At 61.5% G+C, this 22,298-nt stretch carries 16 protein-coding genes and 2 pseudogenes; 9 read left to right on the forward strand and 9 right to left on the reverse strand.

Going from position 1 to position 22,298, the window contains the following annotated elements; translation table 11 throughout:
* Positions 1-63: 63 nt before the first annotated feature.
* The 6 genes from thiC (at position 64) to AC1D2R_RS11385 (ending at position 5,932) form a co-directional block, all read left to right on the forward strand.
* Positions 64-1,890 (forward strand): phosphomethylpyrimidine synthase ThiC, encoded by a 1,827-nt coding sequence (gene thiC / locus AC1D2R_RS11360; protein ID WP_477967386.1) that lies wholly within the window; start codon positions 64-66, stop codon positions 1,888-1,890.
* Between the two features lies 1 nt (position 1,891).
* The gene (gene thiO / locus AC1D2R_RS11365; protein ID WP_477967387.1) at positions 1,892-2,881 is read left to right on the forward strand and encodes a glycine oxidase ThiO; all 990 of its coding nucleotides are present in this window, start codon (positions 1,892-1,894) and stop codon (positions 2,879-2,881) included.
* The gene (gene thiS / locus AC1D2R_RS11370; protein ID WP_477967388.1) at positions 2,878-3,075 is read left to right on the forward strand and encodes a sulfur carrier protein ThiS; all 198 of its coding nucleotides are present in this window, start codon (positions 2,878-2,880) and stop codon (positions 3,073-3,075) included. The genes thiO and thiS overlap by 4 nt, the downstream gene beginning before the upstream one ends.
* 3 nt (positions 3,076-3,078) lie before the next feature.
* Positions 3,079-3,852, forward strand: a complete 774-nt coding sequence (locus tag AC1D2R_RS11375) for a thiazole synthase (RefSeq protein WP_477967389.1) — start codon at positions 3,079-3,081, stop codon at positions 3,850-3,852.
* Positions 3,849-4,466, forward strand: coding sequence for a thiamine phosphate synthase (locus tag AC1D2R_RS11380; protein WP_477967390.1), 618 nt, complete (start codon positions 3,849-3,851; stop codon positions 4,464-4,466). The genes AC1D2R_RS11375 and AC1D2R_RS11380 overlap by 4 nt, the downstream gene beginning before the upstream one ends.
* 137 nt (positions 4,467-4,603) lie before the next feature.
* Positions 4,604-5,932: a glucoamylase family protein gene (locus tag AC1D2R_RS11385; RefSeq protein WP_477967391.1), complete on the forward strand. Its 1,329-nt coding sequence runs from the start codon at positions 4,604-4,606 to the stop codon at positions 5,930-5,932.
* Here AC1D2R_RS11385 and AC1D2R_RS11390 read toward each other — a convergent pair whose 3' ends face one another.
* The 7 genes and pseudogenes from AC1D2R_RS11390 to AC1D2R_RS11420 form a co-directional block, all read right to left on the reverse strand.
* Positions 5,933-6,970 carry an ABC transporter ATP-binding protein gene (locus AC1D2R_RS11390; RefSeq protein ID WP_477967392.1) on the reverse strand — a complete coding sequence of 346 codons (1,038 nt, stop codon included), beginning with the start codon at positions 6,968-6,970 and terminating at the stop codon, positions 5,933-5,935.
* A pseudogene (locus AC1D2R_RS11395) lies at positions 6,967-8,638 on the reverse strand (ABC transporter permease). The gene AC1D2R_RS11390 and the pseudogene AC1D2R_RS11395 overlap by 4 nt, the downstream one beginning before the upstream one ends.
* Before the next feature lie 63 nt (positions 8,639-8,701).
* Positions 8,702-9,730 (reverse strand): iron ABC transporter substrate-binding protein, encoded by a 1,029-nt coding sequence (locus AC1D2R_RS11400; protein ID WP_477967393.1) that lies wholly within the window; start codon positions 9,728-9,730, stop codon positions 8,702-8,704.
* Between the two features lie 138 nt (positions 9,731-9,868).
* Positions 9,869-10,156 (reverse strand): hypothetical protein, encoded by a 288-nt coding sequence (locus AC1D2R_RS11405; RefSeq protein WP_477967394.1) that lies wholly within the window; start codon positions 10,154-10,156, stop codon positions 9,869-9,871.
* Positions 10,153-11,691, reverse strand: coding sequence for an L-piperidine-6-carboxylate dehydrogenase (gene amaB, locus AC1D2R_RS11410; RefSeq protein ID WP_477967395.1), 1,539 nt, complete (start codon positions 11,689-11,691; stop codon positions 10,153-10,155). The genes AC1D2R_RS11405 and amaB overlap by 4 nt, the downstream gene beginning before the upstream one ends.
* A 25-nt stretch (positions 11,692-11,716) precedes the next feature.
* Positions 11,717-13,000 carry an NAD(P)/FAD-dependent oxidoreductase gene (locus AC1D2R_RS11415; protein WP_477967396.1) on the reverse strand — a complete coding sequence of 428 codons (1,284 nt, stop codon included), beginning with the start codon at positions 12,998-13,000 and terminating at the stop codon, positions 11,717-11,719.
* Between the two features lie 191 nt (positions 13,001-13,191).
* Positions 13,192-13,791, reverse strand: a pseudogene (locus tag AC1D2R_RS11420) (2-oxoadipate dioxygenase/decarboxylase family protein); the annotation flags it as partial.
* 109 nt (positions 13,792-13,900) lie between these two features.
* Here AC1D2R_RS11420 and AC1D2R_RS11425 point away from each other — a divergent pair.
* The 3 genes from AC1D2R_RS11425 (at position 13,901) to AC1D2R_RS11435 (ending at position 16,408) form a co-directional block, all read left to right on the forward strand.
* Positions 13,901-14,791 (forward strand): LysR family transcriptional regulator, encoded by an 891-nt coding sequence (locus AC1D2R_RS11425; protein WP_477967397.1) that lies wholly within the window; start codon positions 13,901-13,903, stop codon positions 14,789-14,791.
* A gap of 73 nt (positions 14,792-14,864) precedes the next feature.
* Entirely contained in the window at positions 14,865-15,101 is a 237-nt protein-coding gene (locus AC1D2R_RS11430; protein WP_037059054.1) for an Lrp/AsnC ligand binding domain-containing protein, read from the forward strand.
* 140 nt (positions 15,102-15,241) lie between these two features.
* Positions 15,242-16,408 (forward strand): glycosyltransferase family 4 protein, encoded by a 1,167-nt coding sequence (locus AC1D2R_RS11435; protein WP_477967398.1) that lies wholly within the window; start codon positions 15,242-15,244, stop codon positions 16,406-16,408.
* Here the strand turns inward: AC1D2R_RS11435 and AC1D2R_RS11440 are convergent, their stop codons facing one another.
* Both AC1D2R_RS11440 and AC1D2R_RS11445 read right to left on the reverse strand, forming a co-directional pair.
* Entirely contained in the window at positions 16,409-19,717 is a 3,309-nt protein-coding gene (locus tag AC1D2R_RS11440; RefSeq protein WP_477967399.1) for an oligosaccharide flippase family protein, read from the reverse strand. It lies immediately after the preceding gene.
* A gap of 95 nt (positions 19,718-19,812) precedes the next feature.
* A complete protein-coding gene (locus AC1D2R_RS11445) occupies positions 19,813-22,287 on the reverse strand; it encodes a glycoside hydrolase family 2 protein (protein ID WP_477967400.1) in 2,475 nt (824 codons plus the stop codon).
* Between the last annotated feature and the right edge of the window lie 11 nt (positions 22,288-22,298).

Genomic DNA, 22,298 nt, shown 5'->3' on the forward strand with positions numbered 1-22,298 from the left:
CGGCGTGTTTTCATCTTTCCGGCTGAGGACTGGGTCTCCAATCGCAAACTTGGAGCCTCGACCATGAATATTGTCGCAAAAAACCTCACCCCCACAGTCACCACCGGCCCGCTTCCTGCATCCCGGAAGATCTATATTCCGGGAGATATCCACACCGACATCCGCGTCCCGATGCGCGAGATCAGCGTTCACCCGACATCGGGCGAACCGCCGGTCGTGGTTTATGATTCCTCCGGTGCTTACACGATCGACGGCGCCGACATCCGCATCGAACAGGGTTTGCCAGAGCTCCGGAGCGGCTGGGTGCTTGCCCGCGGCGATGTCGAGGCCTACCAGGGCCGGCATGTACGCCCTGAGGACAACGGCTTTGCCAGCGGCGAGCGTCTGACGCCCGAATTTCCCGGGCAGCGCCAGCCGTTGCGCGCAAAGGACGGCAAGGCGGTCACCCAGCTCGCCTATGCCCGGGCCGGCATCATCACGCCGGAGATGGAGTTCATCGCCATCCGCGAGAACCTTGGCCGCAAGGCCAAGGCCGAAGCGACGATACGCGACGGCGAGAGCTTCGGCGCCCACATTCCGGACCACGTGACGCCCGAATTCGTCCGCCAGGAGGTGGCGGCGGGACGGGCGATCGTTCCCGCCAACATCAACCATCCCGAAGCCGAACCGATGATCATCGGCCGGAACTTCCTGGTGAAGATCAATGCCAATATCGGCAACTCGGCGGTTACCTCGTCGATGGCCGAAGAGGTCGAGAAAATGGTCTGGGCAGCCCGCTGGGGCGCCGATACCGTCATGGACCTGTCGACCGGCCGCAACATCCACAACATCCGCGAATGGATCATCCGCAATTCGCCGCTGCCGATCGGCACCGTTCCGCTCTACCAGGCACTGGAGAAGGTCGAGGGCATCGCCGAAAACCTGACCTGGGAGGTCTACCGCGACACGCTCATCGAACAGGCAGAACAGGGGGTCGACTACTTCACCATCCATGCCGGGGTGCGGCTCCACTATATCCCGCTGACCGTCAGCCGCGTCACAGGCATCGTCTCGCGCGGCGGCTCGATCATGGCCAAATGGTGTCTCCATCATCACCGAGAAAGCTTCCTCTACGAGCACTTTGACGAGATCTGCGACATCTGTCGCACCTACGACGTGTCCTTCTCACTCGGCGACGGCCTGCGCCCCGGCTCGATCGCGGACGCCAACGACGCGGCACAGTTTGCCGAGCTGGAAACCCTGGGTGAGCTGACGAAATTAGCCTGGGAGAAGGATTGCCAGGTGATGATCGAGGGCCCGGGCCATGTGCCGATGCACAAAATCAAGGAGAACATGGACAAGCAGCTCGCCGTCTGTGGCGAGGCACCCTTTTACACGCTCGGGCCGCTGACGACCGATATCGCACCCGGTTACGACCACATCACCTCGGGCATCGGCGCGGCGATGATCGGCTGGTTCGGCACGGCCATGCTCTGCTACGTGACGCCGAAGGAGCATCTCGGCCTTCCGGATCGCAACGACGTCAAGACAGGTGTCATAACCTACAAGATCGCCGCCCATGCCGCCGATCTTGCCAAGGGCCACCCGGCCGCCCAGCTGCGCGACGATGCGCTCTCCCGCGCTCGCTTCGAGTTCCGCTGGGAGGATCAGTTTAACCTCTCGCTCGACCCCGAAACCGCCCGCAGCTTTCATGACGAGACGCTACCGAAGGAGGCACACAAGGTCGCGCACTTCTGCTCCATGTGCGGCCCGAAATTCTGCTCCATGCGGATCTCCCACGATATCCGCGCGGAGGCGCAGAAGGAAGGGCTGGATGCAATGGCGGCGAAATACCGCGAGGGCGGTGATCTCTATATGACGATCAATGCCGCCAAACCTGCGGCAGGCTGACATGCACGTCCTTGTCAAAGGGGCCGGCGTCGCCGGCCTCACGGTCGCCCATCAACTACGCGCGCGCGGCGCCGACGTCACCGTCATGGACCCGGGGCCTGGGTTCGGTCATGCCGCATCCTGGCTCGCCGGCGGCATGCTGGCGCCTTGGTGCGAACGCGAAACTGCAGGCGAGGCCGTGCTCGCGCGTGGCATCGACGCCGCCGACCGGTGGGACGCGATCCTGCCGGGCGAGGTACGTCGCAACGGGACGCTGGTGGTCGCACCGACACGCGACCACGGTGAGCTGAAGAGCTTTGCGGGGCGAACGAACGGGTATGAGTGGCTTGAGGAAGAGCGCATCGCCTCTCTGGAACCGGCTCTTGCCGGTCGCTTCAGACATGCCCTTTTCTTTCCCCAGGAAGCTCATCTCGACCCACGGCTGGTGTTGACGTCACTACAGAAGAAACTCGCAGCAGAGGGTGTCGCTTTCATTGGCGAGCCTGCCGACGAACACGATTTTGATGAGGTCGTCGACTGCACCGGTATCGCGCGGATCAACCAGTTGCGCGGTTTGCGCGGCGTCCGTGGCGAAATGCTCTACCTCAAGACCGGCGAGGTCGAACTGGGCCGCCCCGTTCGCCTGCTGCATCCGCGTATTCCGGTCTATATCGTTCCTCGCGGCGACGGCCTTTTCATGGTCGGCGCCACGATGATCGAGACGGAATTCAACGGGCCGATCGCGGCGCGCTCGCTCATGGAATTGCTGAACGCCGCCTATGCGCTGCATCCAGCCTTTGCGGATGCAGCCGTCATGGAAACCGGCGCCGGCATCCGTCCCGCCTTCGCAGACAATTTCCCCCGCGCGACCCGTGATGGAAACGTGGTCTCGCTCAACGGCCTCTATCGCCACGGCTTCCTGCTGGCCCCGACGCTGGCTGCCGAAGCGGCCGACCTTGTCTTCTCATCACATTCAACGGCCCTGAATTCAACTGGAAGGGATGCTTCATGAAACTGATCGTCAATGGCGAACCCCAGAATATCACAGCAACGACGCTGTCCGAATTGCTGGCGCTGATGGAGTACGAGGGCGAGTGGCTGGCCACCGCCGTCAATGGCGAGCTCGTTCACCGCGAAGACCGCTCAGACCACGCGCTCAACGATGATGACAGGATCGAAATCCTATCGCCGATGCAGGGAGGGTGACCGATGCTGAAGCTCTACGAAGCCGAAGTTACCTCCCGCCTTCTCCTCGGCACCGCACGCTACCCCTCGCCCGCCATCCTCGCAGAAGCCGTCAAGCAATCGGCAACCGAGATTGTCACCGTCTCGCTGCGGCGTGAGACCGCCGGCGGACGCAACGGCGGCGCGTTCTTTGAGATGGTCCGGGCGCTCGGCGTTCGCGTCCTGCCCAATACCGCCGGATGCCACGGCGTCTCCGAGGCAGTGCTGACGGCGAAGATGGCGCGCGAGATGTTTGCCACCAACTGGATAAAGCTCGAGGTCATTGGCAACCACGATACGCTGCAGCCCGACGTCTTTGGCCTGGTCGAGGCGGCGCGCATTCTTGCAAGTGAAGGCCTCGAGGTCTTTCCCTATACGACCGACGACCTTGTGGTCGCAGAAAGGCTGCTGGAGGCGGGTTGCAAGGTCCTGATGCCCTGGTGCGCGCCGATCGGTAGTGCTGCCGGGCCGCTCAATCTCTCTGCTCTTCGCGCCATGCGCGCGCATTTCCCCGGCGTGCCCCTGATTGTCGACGCGGGTATCGGCCGTCCGTCACATGCGGCCGCTGTCATGGAACTCGGATTCGACGCAGTGCTCCTCAATACCGCCGTTGCGGGCGCTGGCGATCCCGTCGCCATGGCGGCCGCTTTCGACAGAGCGGTCCAGGCAGGAAGGCAGGCGTTTGGCGCCGGCATGCTGGAGCCGCGCGACATGGCGGTGCCTTCGACGCCGGTGATCGGAAGGGCGGTCTTCGCATGAGGCTCGATCCCTTTTACCTCATCGTCGACAGCGCCGACTGGATTGCCCGGCTGGTGCCGCTCGGCGTCAAGCTGGTGCAGCTCCGCATCAAGGACCGCACGCAGGCAGAACTGCGCGCCGAGCTCCGTGCAGCAAAGACGATCTGTGCTGCACATCGATGCCAGCTGATCGTCAACGACTACTGGCAGCTTGCCATCGAGGAGGGGTGCGACTTCCTGCATCTCGGCCAGGAGGATCTGGCCCTGGCCGATCTCCCGTCAATTCGTTCGGCCGGATTGAAGCTTGGGCTCTCGACCCATGACGATGCTGAACTAGCAACCGCGATGGCCGCAAAGCCGGACTATATCGCGCTTGGCCCGGTCTATCGGACCATACTCAAGCAGATGAGATGGGCTCCGCAGGGGCTGGAGCGCCTCAGCGCATGGAAGGCGCGCATCGGTGATATACCGCTTGTTGCTATCGGCGGTCTGAACATCGATCGCATCGAGGGCGTCTTTGCCCAGGGCGCGGACAGCGCGGCGGTGGTGACCGACATCACCTTGAACGCCAATCCAGAGAAAAGGACGAAGGAATGGCTTGCAGGCACTGCCAACTGGAGAGCCGCGCAAGCGTGATCCGACATCGGACCTAAGGAAGGTGGCGGAATGTTTGCCTGGACATCCAGTGTATCCGGTCCCTTCAAAAGGGATTGATTTGCGTTCAGCGCTTCCGCATGGTGAATCGCGGGGCAAACAATTTGGGCTTGGAGCACATGCTGCAACGGACCGAGGAAACAGACGTCGCGCTGATCGACAGACTGCAGCGGGGCGCATTCAACTATTTCCCGAAGCACTATAATCCCGACAATGGCCTTGTCGCCGATACATCCATTGCGGGCGTTCCCTGCAGCATCGCGGCGGTGGGCTTCGCGCTGTCGTCCTATACCGTTGCGGTCGAACGCGGCTGGGTGGAGCGCGCGGACGCCGTGCAACGGACCATAAAAACCCTATGCTTCTTCGCCGACGGGCATCAGGGCCGCGAGCGCCACTCGATCGGGCACCGCGGCTTCTTCTATCACTTCCTGCATATGGACACCGGCCACCGCGCCTGGAACAGCGAGCTTTCGACTATCGATACCACGCTGCTCATCGCCGGTATCCTGACATCGGCCGCCTACTTTGACCGCGAAGACGAGGCCGAAACTGAAATCCGCCGACTGGCGACCCTGATCTATGAGCGGATCGACTGGCACTGGGCGTTGAATAAGGGCCAGACCGTCTGTATGGGCTGGAAACCCGGAAGCGGCTTTCTGCGTTGGCGCTGGCAGGGCTACGATGAAGCCGTTCTGCTCTACACGCTTGCGCTTGCCTCGCCGACGCATCCGATTCCGCAGTCGAGCTACGACGCCTTCACCTCCAGCTATTCCTGGATGCTATTTGGCGATCAGCCCTATCTTTATGCAGGGCCGCTCTTCATACACCTGTTTTCGCATGCCTGGATCGATTTCCGCGGCATCCAGGACAGGCCGATGGCCGAGCGAAACTGGGACTACTTCAGCAACACGCAGACCTGTATCGCCGTTCAGCGGGATTATGCCGAACGAAATCCCGGCCATTTCGTCGGCTACAGCAAGGGCGTCTGGGGGCTTTCGGCTTGCGACGGCCCACCGCCCACGCGCAACATGCGCGGAGGCCGGCGCCCACGAGTCCTGGGTTACGCTGCCCGCGGCGCCCCTCTTGGTCCCGACGACGGTACGCTTGCTCCCTGGGCGGCACTCGCCTGTCTTCCCTATGACCGACGGGCCTCGATCGATGGATTGAGAGCGCTTCTATCGGCCTACCCGAATTTGCTCTACGAAGACCGCTTTCCCGGCGGCTTCAATCCGACGGTTAAGACCGCTCGGCCAGAAGGCTGGGTTGACGACCGTTGTGTCGGCATCGATCAGGGGCTGTTGGTGATGTCGATCGAAAACGAGCGCTCAGATTTCATCTGGAGCCTGATGCGGAGATCGCCAGTGATCCGCGGCGGCCTAAAGCGCGCAGGCTTTGCCGGCGGCTGGCTCGACGAGAGCATCGATGACGCCGAGCGCAAGACGGCCTGATCAGCGGCCGAATACGTGCGCCTTGCCGGCGATGTCGAGGCGAACGCGGTCGCCGCGCTCGGGAAGCGCCACGCTCGACGTCTTGATCAGGATCGGCGGCAATGCGACGCCTTCAAGCGACACCGCGACCGTGCAAGTCGCACCGCCAAACTCGACCTCGACGACACGCCCGCCATACTTCGGCTCGCTCTCATCCGTGACGACGCGGATCTGCTCGGGGCGCAGCATGATCTCGACCTTGCCCTGATGGCCGCTATCGACGGCGACACGGCCGAGCGCGCAATCGGCAAAGCCGTTCTTGATGATCGCCGGTAGCATCACCGCATCCCCCAGAAAGAGCGCCGTTTCTCGGTCCTGCGGGTGCAGATAGAGCGACTGCGGCGACCCGGCCTGAATGAGGCGTCCTTCGCGCAGCACGGCAACCTGATCAGCGAAGGACAAAGCCTCGGCTTGATCGTGGGTGACGAGGATCGTGGTGATACCCGCCGCCTGTAGAACGCGCGCCACGGCCTTGCGCATGTTTTCCCGCAGTCCTGTATCAAGCGCCGAAAATGGCTCGTCGAGCAGCATCAGTCGCGGCTTGCGGCCAAGCGCACGCGCCAACGCCACGCGCTGCTGCTGGCCGCCGGAGAGCTGGTGGGGCCGGCGTGTCAGCATGTTGCGGTCGAGCTCGACCATATCGAGCAGCTCGGCGATGCGCTTGTCACGATCGGGCGTCCCGCGCTGAAAACCGAAGCCGATATTGTCAGCGACATCGAGGTGCGGAAAGAGTGCGCCTTCCTGCGAGACGATGCCGATGCCGCGCTTGTGCGCCGGTACGGCGGCAGGTCCATCGGCCAGGAGTTCGCCGTCCAGCGTTACCCGTCCGATGTCCGGCTGCTCGAATCCAGCGACGATGCGAAGAAGCGTCGTCTTTCCCGATCCCGAAGGTCCGACGACGGCCGTACGGCCGCCGGCAGCAACATCGAGCGAGATGTTTTCCAGCGCCTGGACATGGCCGTAGCGCTTGCTGATACCGGCGATCGTGAGCAGCGTCATTGTCCGGCAGTCCGTTTCGATTGAGCATGGAGGAGGAGGGTCAGCGGCAGCGACAGCACCACCATCATGAAGGCGTAAGGCGCGGCCGCCACGTAATCGATCTCGCTGGTCAGCGACCAGAATTTGGTCGCCAGCGTCTCGACGCCGTTGGGCGCCAGCATCAAGGTCGCCGTGAGCTCGTTGGTAATGCCGAGCGCCACCAGAGCGATACTGGCGGCGGCTCCCGGTGCCGCAAGCCGCATGGTCACCTGCCGCACGGCCTGCGCGGGCGTGCGCCCGAGACCCATTGCAGCACGCTCCAGCTCGATCGGAGCTTGCGCGATACTGGCCCGAAGACCCACCATCGCGCGTGGCAGGAAGAGGAGAATGTACGCAACGACCAGCGTGGCGAATGTCTGATACAACGGCAGAACGAGCCGAACTGTGATCGTGACCAATGCCAGAGCCACCACGACGCCTGGCAGGGAACCGACATAATAGTGGCAAGCTTCGAGTATGCGCTGGAACCGTCCCGGAGCGCGCACCGAAAGCCAGGCCATCGGCGCGGCTGCGATCGTCGCCAGTATCCCGCCGGCGACGGCAAGCACGATGGTCTGCGCGAATGCGTTACCCACCGTATCCAGTCGCCAGACATCGGGGCCGCCGAAATAAAGCCAGCGCGCAAGCGTGACGAACGGCACGCCGAGAGTAAGGCAGGCCAGCACGACCGGCAGGAGCACGGCAGGCACAACGAACCAGCCGAGACGTCGGCGATCTGCCGGACGGGCCGAGCCTGATCCGACGCGCGCATAGCGCTCGTTGCCGCGCAGCAGAACCTCGAGGGCGAGAAGGAGGAGGCAGCAACCGACCAGCACGCCGCCCAGCATGTTCGCGGCCGGGCTGTTGTAGGCGGACTGAAACTGGTCGACGATCGCAGTGGCGAAGGTGTCGAAACGGATCATCACGTATAGGCCGTATTCTGACAGAAGGTGCAGCGCGATCAGCAGGGAGCCGCCACAAACCGCTAGCCGCAGCTGTGGCAGGATCGTCCGGAAAAATACCCCCCAGGGGCCGAGGCCGAGCGAGGCAGCCGCATCCTCGATCGCCGGATCCAGCCGTCGGAGCGCGGCCGCGACAGGCAGATAGAGGAACGGATAATAGGCAAGCACGGAAACGAAGACGCCGCTCTGCAGCCCGCGCATCCCTGGAATCACGCTGACCCAGGCATAGCTGTGCACGAAGGCGGGAACGGCGAGCGGCGCGACGGCAAGCCAGGACCAGAGCCGACCAAAGGGGATATCAGTACGTTCCGTCAGCCACGCGAGCGTCACCGCGAGCACGATCGAGAGTGGAACGGTGATCACTTCCAGAAGTGCGGTATTGACCAGTAATTCGCCGACGCGCGGCCGGAATACCAGCTCCTTGACCGTCTGCCAGCCGACATCGACGGTGATCCAGCCGATGAAACCCAGCGGAACCAGGCTGAACAAGGCAACCACGGACGCGATGAGGACGACGGAAACATGCGGCATGCGGGCGCGCAGCCGATTCAATCCGACCAACGGCCGCACCGTCGGCATCTGTTGGCCGGAAGCGAGCAATCTGTTGTCCTGCAGCAAGGCCGCCGCCTTCACACCCTGAAAAAGGAAGGCAACCGCTCTTGACCGAGCGGTTGCCGGATTTCGTCATGCCCTAAGGTTTTCTTGAGCCAAAAGCAATAGTTTTGACCTCAGGCACCTGCGACACGAGGCCCTAGATGAGACCCGCAGCGGTCATCAGCTCGGTGACCTTCTTGCTGTTCAGCTTCGCAGCATCGACCTTCGGCGCCTGCAGATCGGAGAGCGGAACCAGCTTGTCGTTGGAAGCAGCATCCTTGCCGATGGCATACTCATACGACGTACCCGTCTTCAGGATGTCCTGCCCGGCCTTGCCCGTGATGAACTTCAGGAACGCCTGGGCTTCCTTCTGGTGCTGGCTGGACTTCAGGATACCGCCGCCGGAAATGCTGACGAATGCGCCCGGGTCTTCGTTCCTGAAGTAATGAAGCGCGACGTTTTTGCTGTTCTCGCCGGTCTTCGCCTGATCGCCGAACCAGTAATAGTGGTAGATGACGGCACCTTCGACTTCACCGGCGTTGACCGCCTTCATGGCAACGCTGTTGCCCTTGTAGGGTGTTGCGTTCTCCTTGAGCGCCTTCAGCCACGCGGCTGTCGCTTCCTCGCCCTTGAGTTCGAGCAGGGCGCTCACGATCGCCTGGAAGTCGGCGCCGGCAGGCGCCGCGCCCCAACGGCCCTTCCAGGCCGGGTCGGCGAGATCCAGCAGTGACTTCGGCAGCTTGCCCTCGGTCAGCTTCGTCTTGTCGTAGACAAACACCGTCGAGCGCGCCGCAATGCCGGTCCACATGCCATCGGACGGACGATACTGATCCGGCACCTGCGCCAACGTATCCTTATCGACCGGTGCGAAGAGGCCGGCCGAATCAACGAGTGTCATGGCGGGCGAGTTCTCGGTCAGAAACACGTCGGCCGGCGAGGCGTCGCCTTCCTGAACGATCTGGTTGGCGAATTGCATGTCGCTGCCCTGACGCATCGTCACCTTGATGCCGGTTTCCTTGGTAAAGGCATCGATCCACTCGCGGCCCAGGCTCTCGTGCTGGGCGTTGTAGACAACGATGCCCTCGGAGTCATTGGCGCGTGCGACACCTGATGCCAGCGATGTTGCAGCAAGAAGCGACGCGGCAAATGCGAGCGCTCCCGAGAAACGGCTAAGGGAAATTTTCATGATGCCCTCCATGGCGTTCCACCCGAGTTCCCCCAGGGTGATGAGAGCTCGTATATTTTTCTTGAACTGGGATTTCAAGTTTTCAGCAATCCTGATCAATCACAAATACTTGATTTAATTAGTCAACTATAAAAGTGATCAGGGAGCGTTGATGGTCGCAATTACTTCATCAACCTCGATACCGCTTTCGAGAGCTTGATGACGTGCAGACTGCCGGCGACGGCTGGAGTCGCACGCCCGGATCGGACGAAAATTCGTCGGCCAGCCGGCGCGGCCAATGGCCGCGTCGACGCGGTTGCGCATCAGCGCATCAAAAACCAGCCTTTCCGCCGCAGAAAGTGTCAGATCGTGGAAAGACGTGCGCAAAAGAAAAGGGGCGAGGACGCTGGTACGCCGTCGCCCCACTTGTCGCAATGCAGCGATCACTCGACGTCGAATTTGACGCCCTGCGCCAGCGGCAGGGTCCTACCGTAGTTGATGGTATTGGTCGTGCGGCGCATGTAGGCCCTCCATGCATCGGAGCCGGACTCGCGTCCGCCGCCGGTTTCCTTCTCCCCGCCGAAAGCGCCGCCGATCTCAGCGCCCGAAGGGCCGAGGTTGACGTTGGCAATGCCGCAATCAGAACCACGGGCAGAAACGAACGTTTCGGCTTCACGCATGTCGTTGGTAAAGATCGACGACGACAGGCCCTGGGGCACGGCATTGTGCAACTCCAGCACTTCGTCGAAATCGCTATATTTCATCACGTAGAGAATTGGCGCGAAGGTCTCGTTTTCGACCGGGCCGGACTGCGACGGCATTTCGACCAGCGCCGGACGGACGTAAAAGGCATCCGCGGAGCCGTTTTCGACGCGCTCGCCGCCGGTGACCTTTCCGCCTGCTGCCTTGGCCTGCCCAAGCGCGAACTCCATATTGCTGAATGCCTGTTTGTCGATCAGCGGACCGACCAGCGTGCCGGCGTCAAGCGGGTTGCCGATGGTTACCGAACCGTATGCCTTCTGGAGGCGCGGCACGAGCGTATCGTAGATGCTCTCGTGAACGAACAGGCGGCGAAGCGTGGTGCAGCGCTGGCCGGCGGTGCCCATCGCCGAGAAGGCGACGCCGCGCAGCGTCAGGTCGAGATCGGCCGTCGGGCAGATGATCGCGGCATTGTTGCCGCCGAGTTCGAGAATGGCGCGGGCAAAGCGCTGCGACAGGCGTGGACCGACAGCACGGCCCATGGCCGTCGAGCCGGTGGCCGAAACAAGCGGCACCTTCGGATGATCGACCAGCACTTCACCTATCTCGCGGCCCCCGATCAGCAGCGTCGACAGATTGGCCGGCGCGGTGCCGCCTTCGGCGACGAAGCGCTTCAACGCCCTCTCGAACAGGGCCTGTGTCGCCAACGCCGTCAACGGCGTCTTTTCAGACGGCTTCCACACGGTCGAATTGCCGCAGACAAGCGCCAACGCCGCATTCCACGACCAGACCGCGACTGGGAAATTGAAGGCCGAGATGATACCGACGACGCCCAGCGGATGCCAGCTCTCCATCATACGGTGCTCGGAGCGCTCGGTGGCGATCGTCAGGCCATAGAGCTGGCGCGACAGGCCGACGGCAAAATCGCAGATGTCGATCATCTCCTGAACCTCGCCGAGACCTTCGGAGGTAATCTTGCCGACTTCGATCGACACCAGCCGCCCGAGTGCGCTCTTGGCGGCGCGAAGCTCCTCACCGAGCAGACGGACGAGTTCGCCGCGCTTCGGGGCCGGCACCGCCCGCCATTCCAGAAATGCCTTGTGCGCGTCTACAATCGCGGCCTTCGCGCCTGCGACGGAATGTTCCTTCAGCGCCCCGATTTCCTTGCCGGATACCGGCGATGTAACGCGCAGCGTGCCGCCGGTAAAGCGGTCCGAGGAAACGCCCAGTTCGGCGAGCAGTGTCATTGTCTCGGAGGCGAGATCAAGCGTTGCAATGGTCATTGTCGTGGTTCCAACCTTGTTGTTCTCAAAAGCGGGCATCGGCGAAGTGAGCGACTTGAGCGCCGGCTTCGTACCATATTTCCTTGACAGCGCGGAAGCTCGGTTCGGCGGGCACAGTCAAAGGCAGCGGCAGATCGGCTTCGCTCATCTGGCCCAGGATGTGACGGGCAAGCGTACGTCCGAAAACAGTGCCGGGCGCAATACCGCGGCCATTATAGCCGGAGAAGCCGACAACGTTAGGTGCAAACTTGTGGAAGCGCGGCAGCGCGTTGTCGGTCATGCCGATCTTGCCGTACCATTCGCATTCGAACTCCACGTCGCCGATCTGGGGAAACAGCTTCCTCAGCGATCGCTTTGCCCACGCCTTGTGGACGGAAAGCCCGGTGTTGCGTAAGGCGCCCACGCTGCCAAAGACAAGCCGGCCAGCCTTGTCCATCCGATAGGACGAAAGAATTTGCTTGGTATCCCAGACCCCCTCGCGCCCGGCGAGGATCGATTTGCGCAGGTTGTCGCTGAGTGGCGTGGTCGCAAGGTTGAAATAGGGAAGATGCACCTGTTCGGCACGCACCTGCTCCCATGGCCCCGTGCTGTAGGCATCGGTGGCCACGACGATCCAGTCGGCAGTCACCTGACCCGTCGCCGTTTTGACGTTCCAGCGACTGCCGTTCCGCTCTGTCGCGGTGACGGGGCTCGAGGTATGAACCGCAACGCCTGCCGTGATGGCCGCATGGGCAAGTCCGCGTGCATAAGCAAGAGGCTGCAGCGTGCCGGCGCGCATGTCGAGCAGTGATCCGGTATAGGCGCTGCTTCCGACGCGCCTGGCGGTCTCGGTGGCATCGAGCAGGGTAACCGGTGCTCCGAGTGCCCCCCATTGCTTGGCGCGATCCTCGATTTCCTTGAGGCCCTCGGTGCCGACAGCGACATGCAACGTGCCGTGGCGTTCAAGCTCGCAAGCGATGCCGTGCTTCTCGATCAGTTCCATCACCAGCTTCGGCGCATTGCCCAGCATGTCGAGCAAGCGTTCGCCATGGACCGGGCCAAGGACGCCAGGCAGGTCGTTCGGCATGACCCACATGCCGGCATTGATGAGGCCGACATTGCGCCCTGCCCCGCCGAATCCGATTTCCTTCGCCTCGAGCAATACGACCCGCGAACCGGCCTCCGCGAGATGAAGACTCGACGAGAGCCCTGTGTATCCACCGCCCACCACCACCACATCGGCACTGACGGCTCCCTCCAGAGGAGAGGTAACAGGCGGCGGCGGAGCGGTTTTTTCCCAAAGCCCGTGGGAGCGCGGATCATTCAGCATCGATCAATTCCATCAGTTGAAGTTGGCGGCATTCTACCGCTGCCTGATCGTTCGCAGGACCAATCAGGCAACTGGCTTCAGTTGCAAAGCTGCGAGGCCAAGCAGATCGATAGCCGTTTCAAGCGACCGCGCCTGACGCTCCGCATAGAGTTCCAGTTCATCCTCGACGGACACACCAAGGGCGTCCTCGAACGCTTTGCGGTTCGAGCGCGTCTCGTAATTCTGCTGCTCTCAAGTGCCTCGGCAACGAACTCGGCAGCCTCGTCCTCGGTCAGGCCGCCAGCCTGCTCGTGGCGCTCGATCAGCTCGATCACGCGCTGGGTATAGATCCGACGTCGAGCCAGAATGTCGCCGGCCTCGGTGCGGAGAGCTGCATCCTCCATCAGCTCGAGACGCAGCAGCGAGGTGAAGACACGGAATGGATTGACGCTTAACGCGGCATCGTCAATCGGGCGGAAGCAAGTGGAATGCACCGGCACGCCCGCCACCGACAGATCGTAGTAGCCAACTGGCTGCATGCCCATGACTGCAAACAGCCGTCGAATGACATGGAGCTCCTGCGCCGATCCGAGGCGGATCGCGCCATGGCGCTCGACATCTATACGGTCCAGTTCGCCGGCGCGCATGAGCCGGCGACGAAGTTCGACGTCACCGGCAAGAACCTCGGCGTTCACGTCTGCGACAAGCTTGAGCAGCGTCCCGTATTGCGGCACCTCGGCGCGACACATCTGCGACAGCGCCTCCGTGAAGAGTGAGCGTATTCGGTTTGTGGAAACGAAGCCTGCCGGCATGGGAGAACTCCACGTTCATTCCGATTTCGATGGATGAAGTTCTTTACAAGGCAGTGAAAGCCATAAATATCGACTTTTCGGAAATAGCTCATTCTCCAATGGAATGATCATGCTGCCATCACGGCGTTTTTTACCCTCGACTTCATTACTGACCGCCTTCGACGCTGTCGCCCGCACCGGCACCGTCACCGCGGCCGCGCGCGAACTCGATCTGACGCAAAGTGCCGTCAGCCGCCAGATCAAGGCGCTTGAAGAGCAACTCGGCGTGGAGCTCTTCGTCCGTGAACGCCAGACGGTGCGCCTGACGCTCGCGGGCGATAGCTATGCGCGCGAGATTCGCGAGGCGCTGCGACGTATTTCGAACGCGTCGCTCAATCTTCGTGCCAACCCGCATGGCGGTACTCTCAATCTTGCCATCCTGCCAACGTTCGGCACACGCTGGCTCGCGCCGCGCCTTGGACGGTTTCTCGCCATCAATCCCGGCGTCACCATCAATCTGGTGACGCGCCTATCCTCCTTCGACTTTCGCCTCGATTCGATCGATGCCGCAATCCACTTCGGTCACCCCCACTGGCCGGGCGCGGAGCTCGCATTCCTGATGTCCGAGAAAACGGCGCCGGTTTGCAGTCCGGAATTTCGCGATCGTCACTCACTCAGGGACGCGCCTGATCTGCTCGGCGTTCCCCTCCTGCACCTCAACACCCGCGCAGACGCCTGGGAGCAGTGGTTCGCCGACAACGGTGTGGCATTTCACAGTGTGCATGGCATGCTGTTCGACCAGTTTGCAACGGCGGCACAAGCGGCGACGGCCGGGATCGGCGTCGCGTTGCTGCCGACCTTCCTCATCCAGGACGAACTGAAGCGGGGCGAACTCGTCGCGGCTGTCGACCGCGAGATGGAGAGCAGCGAACAGTACTACCTTGCCTATCCGCCCGAGCGGGCCGACTACGCACCTCTGGTGGCGTTTCGCGATTGGATCCTAGAGGAAGCCTCGGCATGACGGAACGGCTTGCGCGGGCATGGTGCTTTCGAGCATTATGTGCACCAAATAGAATTCAATGCAGGAACCTCCCATGAAGCCGATTTTCGTCCAGCTCCAATGCGTCCCCGGCAAAACCTATGAGGTCGCCGACGCCATCTACCAGACGGAACGCGTCTCGGAACTCTATTCGACGAGCGGCGACTACGATCTCCTGCTCAAGGTGTATATTGAAGAGGGTCAGGACATCGGAAAATTCGTTAACGATAACATTGCCAATATACCGGGCATCGTCCGTTCGCTGACCACCTTGACCTTCAAGGCGTTCTGACTGCAGGTCATCCTCGGTTAACTCTCCCGATGGACAAAACGCCGGCGGCGGCGGCTTGTAAACGCGGCCTTAACGCTGGCAGCGGTCTTGTTGCTGCAATCGTAGCTCCCGGCCGCCGAGGCGCGGCCCATAGGTGAACCATGTCCGCTGCCGAAACCTATGCCCACGACGCTGAACCGTCGGCTGGCTCACTGCCGCTGATCGTTCATGTCATACGCCAGTTTCTGCCCAATCGCGGCGGTCTGGAAGACGTCGTCGCCAACCTTGCGCGCCAGACAATCGAACGGGGGTATCGGGTTCGCGTCGTCACACTCGATTCGCTGTTTACCGCGCGCGCCAGAAAGCTGCCGCACCGCGAATACATCGGCGACATCGAAGTGGTACGCATTCCCTGGTCGGGCAGCACACGCTACCCGATCGCCCCCCAGGTTTTCCGGCACTTGGGCGATGCCGACCTCATCCATGTGCATGCCATCGATTTCTTTTTCGATGCGCTCGCCTGGGGTCGCTTTCTGCACCGAAAGCCGATGGTAGTGACGACGCACGGCGGGTTTTTCCATACCGAGAACTACGCAGCGTTGAAGAAGGTCTGGTTTCGGACCATGACCCGGTTCTCGGCGATGGCCTACGACAAGGTCATCGGATGCAGCATGTCCGACCTTCGACAGTTCTCGCAGATTGCCCCCGGCAGCAGCATGGTCATCGAGAACGGGGCAGATATCGGCAAATTCGCAGACAGCGCATCGCGGACTGCAAGACGCAGGATCGTGACCATCGGCCGCTTCTCGGTCAACAAGCGTCTCGACAATCTGGTCGAGGCTCTTGCCGTGCTAAAAGCGCGCGACCCCGACTGGCATCTCGATCTCGTTGGTGTCGAGTATGACCTCAGCCGCCAGGACCTGGCTGATCACCTCGCCCGGCTGAATATCGCTGACGCGGTCACGATCCATGTCTCGCCGGACAACGACACAATCCGCAATATCATTGAGCAGGCATCGATATTTGCCTCGGCTTCGGCCTATGAGGGCTTTGGGCTCGTCGCCTTGGAAGCGATGAGCGCCGGGCTGCTTCCTGTCCTGAACAGCAACGAGGCTTTCACGACGCTGGGCGCGCGCCACGACGAGCTTCTTCTTGCCGATTTCTCGGATAAGGTCGCAGCCGCTCTGGCGATCGAGACTGCGTTCTTGCGCCTGCAATCACAAGGCCCGGACATCAGGGCGCAGCTTCTTGCAGATGCCCGCGCCTATTCCTGGGATGTCGTCGCCGAGCGCTATATCGCCGTCTACGAGCAATTGATCGGCGCCTGATCAGGMCTTGGCAAGGCGGACGATCTCCGCAAGTACCGTCTTTCGTGATTGAGGTGGCGTCAAATTGTGATCGGCCTCCGGCAGCATCACCAGCCGCACGTTCGGATAGCGCGTAAACTTGCGCCCGCCCGGGCCGAAATGAAAATACATGTGCTCGAGCCCCACATCGCCCTCGCTGTAAATGAGCGTCAAAGGCACCTTCCTCTTGCCGACAGCGAGGAAGGACTTTTTGACCTCGACGGCGGTACGACGCCGGCTCGGCAAGTACTCCAGCAAAGGCGCGATCCGGACCGACATGCGTCGGGCAAACGCGATCGCGACGTTCCTGACCGCAGCCTTGACGTCAACCTCACCGCGTAGCAGTCGCTTGAATGTATCCATGCTTGCGATGCGCTGGCCGTAGTCCTCGAAGCTGCGTGGAACGGATACGACGTGCTTCTTTTCGACCGCCTGGTTCGGATCCCAATAGTAGACGAAAGGATTGATCGACACCGCAGCTTTCAGGCGCTCATCGGAAACAGCCGCGCGAATGGCAAGGTAGCCGCCACTGCATCGCCCGGCCACCATGAGAGGGCCGGTCCCCAGGCCTTCCAGGAGATCGGTCGCGGAACGCACGTCCTCGCTCTGCGTCGGCGAATAGAGGATCTGTGCCGGCGCATCCAGACGCGGTGGGCTGTCTCCAACGTTGGCGGAATCGAAACGAAGCGAGACCACACCCTGACGCGCCAGATCACGCGCCATATCGACAATCGTCCGTCCCCACCCGGAATGTCGGTCATAAGCCGTCGACAGAAAGAGAACGGCATTGCCGGTGGGGGTACCCGGCGGCCGGCTGATCACGCCGACCAGATGGTTGAACTCGCCGAAACGCACGGGGACGTCTTCAAACCCGTCGCCTACGATCAATTGCGGCTCGATCGCGATGACCGACGGAACGCCAGAGGCGTCCACAGACGAATTCGCTTCCAGCCAGCCAGCCAGATAGTGCACTGTGGCCATCGGGGTCTTGGCGAAAAGCGGATCGATCACGAGCTCGTCGTAGCCCTCGAATGTCCGCTGCTCCACATCGGCACCCAGTGCCCGCAGGCCGTCGGCAAAAGTCGTATCGTGCGAGCGCACCGGCCGCTCGAGAATGAGATAGCGCGGCGCGGCGATTCTTTCCGGCGTAGTGATGTTGAGCTTCGTGAGTTCCGCGGCGATACCGTCCGGCATGACAAGACCTGCAATCGCCTGCTGGCCTTTGGGAAGGTTGTCTGCGCCCAATCCGAGATGAAGGTTGATGAACTTGGACCATGCGCTCAGCTCGCGCAGATAGGCGCGGCCACTAAAGACAGGCCCGAGCATGACAATGCTGTCGACGCCTTCGATCGCAATGCCCGCACGCTGAACCAGCGTCGCACCGAGCCCCTGGGCAACGAGAACCACCCGGCTGCATCCGCTGAGGTTTTTCAGCTTTTCTACCGCATCGCCGATTGAATTCTCCCAGACCGCAAGTGTCGCCGGCGCGTCACCGAGATCCAGCGCGTCGCCTGTGCCAAGATAGTCGAACCGAAGGCTCGGGACACCGACATCGGCGAAATGCTCTGCCGCGACGCGGAAGAACTTCCGACTGCACATTTCCTCAAAGCCCCAGGGATTGACGAACAGGACGGCCGTCGACCGCTTCTGCACATCCGGACTTTCTGGCTTGAAGAGGCCGATGGTTCCTTCAAACGCGAAAGGCAATGCCGCATCCCGCCCGGCGCCATCCGCCAGATCCGCCGACGGTTCGCCGGTCGGCGCAACGGCCTCCTTTTCAGAAAACAACGGAGCGATAAACGTGACTGCCTTTTTGGCAGTCTCTCGCAACGAGGACGGCATTTTCCCAGCGATAGACAACATCACCTCGGCATCCTCACGCGGAATCACGTTCAGGATCTTGAGCGCAAAAATATAACCAAGCCCCCCGGCCGCTATGGCGATCAAAAGTCCAACAGAACCGTTTATAAAATGTAAAGTTGCAATGGCGATACACGCACAAAATGCAGCCGCAATCACTGTTTTCGAAATACTGACGTATAGGCCGGACAATTGGTTGCCAAAACCGGTCTGCCTGACCATGATCACGCACATGACGACAAAAACGCCGATGCGAACAAGAGCGGCGCCCTCGGCTGCAAAAAACGGGACGACCGCCAAGCAGCCGACCGTCATGACAAGTCCGCCGACAACGCTGACACGCAGGCGATCGCGTGTCCGGTCCATGGACAAGAGGTATAGGCTCAGCGTCTGCATGAACGTGTAGGCGGGCGCAGCAAGGGCCAGCAGCGCCACGACGCTGCCGCTTCGGCTAAACGCCTCGCCGAAAACCGCGCGCACCAGTTCGCCGGAGATCGCAGCAAGCCCAAAGCTCATCGGCAGGATGATGTAGGCCATGCTGCGCGTGACGGCCGAAAACACTTCGACAGGCAGCGTTCGATCGTCGCTGCTGTGGCGCCGCTCGGAGTAGTAGGGCAAGAGGCTGCCAGTCATCTGGATCGGCAGCTGCAGGGCGATGTTGGCGACGGAGAGGCCGACCGCATAAAAACCGACCATTTCCACGGACCAGAACTGCTGCAGAAAGAGGATTTCCAGCCTGTTCAAAAAGATCGAGTCGATAACGAACTGCGCCGAGAGCACCGCCGACGAGGCTGCCAGATGCTTCAGCGGAATCTCGCACCGATCCCGTCGCGTGAACAGGATGGGTGCCGTCGCGACGAAGAACACCAGCTGCCCCATCAGATATCCAAGCAGCACGCCTACGACACCGTACAAGGCGGCCCCGCCGGCAACGCCAATGAGCTGCAAGACACAGACGGCGGTCGCCAGTTTGAAAAAGTCGCCGAGGCGGCGCTCGCCGATCAGATAGAATTTGACGAACGAACCGATCGCCTGGATGAAGAACAGTGCAGCGGTGACATAGGCAACGGCCGGAGCGGTCTCTGCCCAGTGCATCTCCTCTGAGGTCAAAAAGAAGAGCGCGTAGAGGGCAAGTAGAACGAGGGTTGAGCAAAGCATGACCGTCACGAGAAGGGACGCAAAACCCCGCCGCCGCTGTGCATCGAAGCCCTCAGCCTGCAATTGCGGTAATGTCTTCGAGAGCGTGATGCTGGATCCGAGTTCAGCGATGGACGCACCCGTCACGACAAGCCACAGCGAAAAGGCGACGATGCCGTTTGCTTCCGGCCCAAGGAGGCGCGCCGTGATGATGGACGAAAGGAATCCCGTCAGGAGCAGCAGCATCCCAGCCGCTCCGTTCATAACAGAATTCGCGATAATTCCCTTCGACATGTCGTGTCCGCTCAAGGCCGTTCAGAGGCGGCCATGCTAGTGTGAAAATCTTTCGAAATTGATCGCATCGACGTTTCTGATCGCGGCCTTTGTGGTCAGAAAGCAAAAGATCGCGACGCGCCGAGACTAGTGACTTCACCGGACGGGACATCGTCTTCGCTTCTGCCGGGCAACCGATGGAGCCGCACGCGTTTGGGCGCGCCGGGCGCGAGATGAAACCAGTCGTCGTCCGGCCGGAAACCGTCGAGGCTGAAATGCACGGATTGCGCCGCCCGGTCCGTCGTAAGCTCGGCGAGCCACGCAGGGCCCTCGCGCAGCAGTGAAATCTGGATTTCCGCTTCGTGGAAGGCCTTCGACCGACCGAGCGGGAAATAGAAAGCGTCGGCCACGACGACGCCGCCATCAGGCAATCGCAACCGCGCCGCTACGATATCATGCGACGGCGGGCCGAACCGGAATGCATAAGTCGTGTCAAAGAACGCGCCGAACAGGTCGGTACTCGCAAATCGTTGTTTGGCTCGGGGCGCCAGCGTAAGGATACGACCCCCGCTGACCACATGTTGCTTGCCATTTTTGAAGCAGACAATTTCGAGATCAAGCTGCAAGCTGTATTCGGTCTCGTTGATCACGTGAACGTCAAGACCGTTCGTTCCCTCGTCAGTCAATAGCACCTGAACGGGACGAAACGCACGCCGCATGGCGTACCAGACCGGCTTGGGTTCACCTGTCGAATCGATCACTCCCCAGCCGGGACCGGGAAGCAGATCCTGAAGTGTCCACACCAGCGCACCATTGCAGCTCGACCCCTTTCGGCGCCACTCGGCAAACGTCTCTTCCAAGACTTCGCCGGTGACCGCGCGCGACATATCGAGGTAGAGCTGGCGATTCTCAAGTCGCAATCGAGTGGGATCGAGGTCATAAAGCTCCCTGAGATAAAAGTCCCGAACGTCCTCGAAATCCCAGGAGGCGCCGCGGTCGCGGGGCACGCGCGCCTTCCATAGCGGGCTATGGACTGGCGCCACATCGAGATAGCGGTGCAGGGTTTTCTGTTGCGGCACATGCGCGAATGCGAGGCTCTCGGAAGCAAAGCGCACATTGGCCCGACGAGCGTCCGTGACAGGGCGCATGTAGGCACCGACGCCATAATAGTGCGTCAAAGCAGCATTGCTGGAAAACGGCATTGCCCCGCCGGAAGGCGAATTCGGCACATAGGGCACATCCGGCCTCAGCCGACCCGCAATGGCTGGAACGATCTCCTCGATGATCGGCCCGGTCCAGAACTCGCCGGGCAAACCGAGCATGGCGGCCTGCTGATAGATCTCGCTGCCGCCACAAAGCACGGCAAGCGAAGGAGAACCCTGAACTCCGTGCAGAAACTCCTCGACCTCCGCGTGGACATGTGCCGTAAAAGTCTTGTCGTTCTTCGGATAGTCGAAGTTGGCGAACATGAAGTCCTGCCAGACAAGCAGTCCAAGTTCGTCGCAAAGCTCGAAGAACTGCGGTGTCTCATAGGCCATGGTTCCGCCGATCCGGACCATGTTGAACCCGGCCTCGGCGGCAAGACGCAGGAACGGTTCATAGTCTGCACGCCTCCCCGGCAAGCGGACGATATCCGCCGTCGTCCAAACCGCACCGCGGCAGAATATGGGCTCGCCGTTGACATGCAAGGCGAAGTCGGTTGCATCCGCGCCACGGTCAAGCTCGATCCGGCGGAACCCGGTCTGCCCGACGCGATGCTCGACACCGTCGACAAGGATCGAATAGGCGTACAAGCGCGGCGTTCCGTGCGTGTGCGGCCACCAGACCTCGACCTCCTTCATTTTGAGAATGGCGGAGTAAAGCTTGTCGCCGACCTTTTCAAAGTGCTGCTCGATCTCGCCGCAGCGAAGCGACAGCTCCGGATTGTCGACATCTGTATGGAGCGAAACACTGAGCTTGCCGCTGCCGTCGGACTCGAGCACGGCCCTTACCGACACATTGTCGATCGAGACGACATCGCGACGGACGACCGTGATGGGGCGCCACGGACCAACAGCGTGGATCTCCGGGCACCAGCCGGGCATGCGCCCGAGCAGCGTCGTGCGGACGTTCTTCAACCCTTGCGGCGTAATCATCTGAGCTCGCCACCGCGCGCGCGCGCCACCTTCGGCAAGGCGTGGCCCAAGAGCGCGAAAGCACATGGCGAGTTCGTCACCGCCCGCAAGCGTGACAGGAACCTCGTGCATGGTGAACATGCTTTCCGAGAAGAGAATTTCCTGACCATTCAAGAACACGTGGCACAGTGTCGCCAGCCCTTCGAACCGAAGGATCACCTCACCCGGTTGCGCGTCGAAAAGCCGGCAGACGTACCATGCGTCCTTGGTGTCGAGCGGTTGCGGATTTTCACGATCGAACAATCCGAATTTTTCCAGCGCAGCTGCCACCGTACCTGGAACCTCGGCGGCGATGACCTGCGCAGACATCGGCAGGTCGTGCGGATTGGCACAGGCATCCGGCTCCGTGAGCACCAGATTCCAGCCGTCGCAAAGCAGAGTTTCCTCCGCGCCAATGCTCGCCATTCTCCCCTGCATGGTCAGGCTCC

The sequence above is a fragment of the Rhizobium sp. P1_C7 genome, assembly GCF_056406295.1.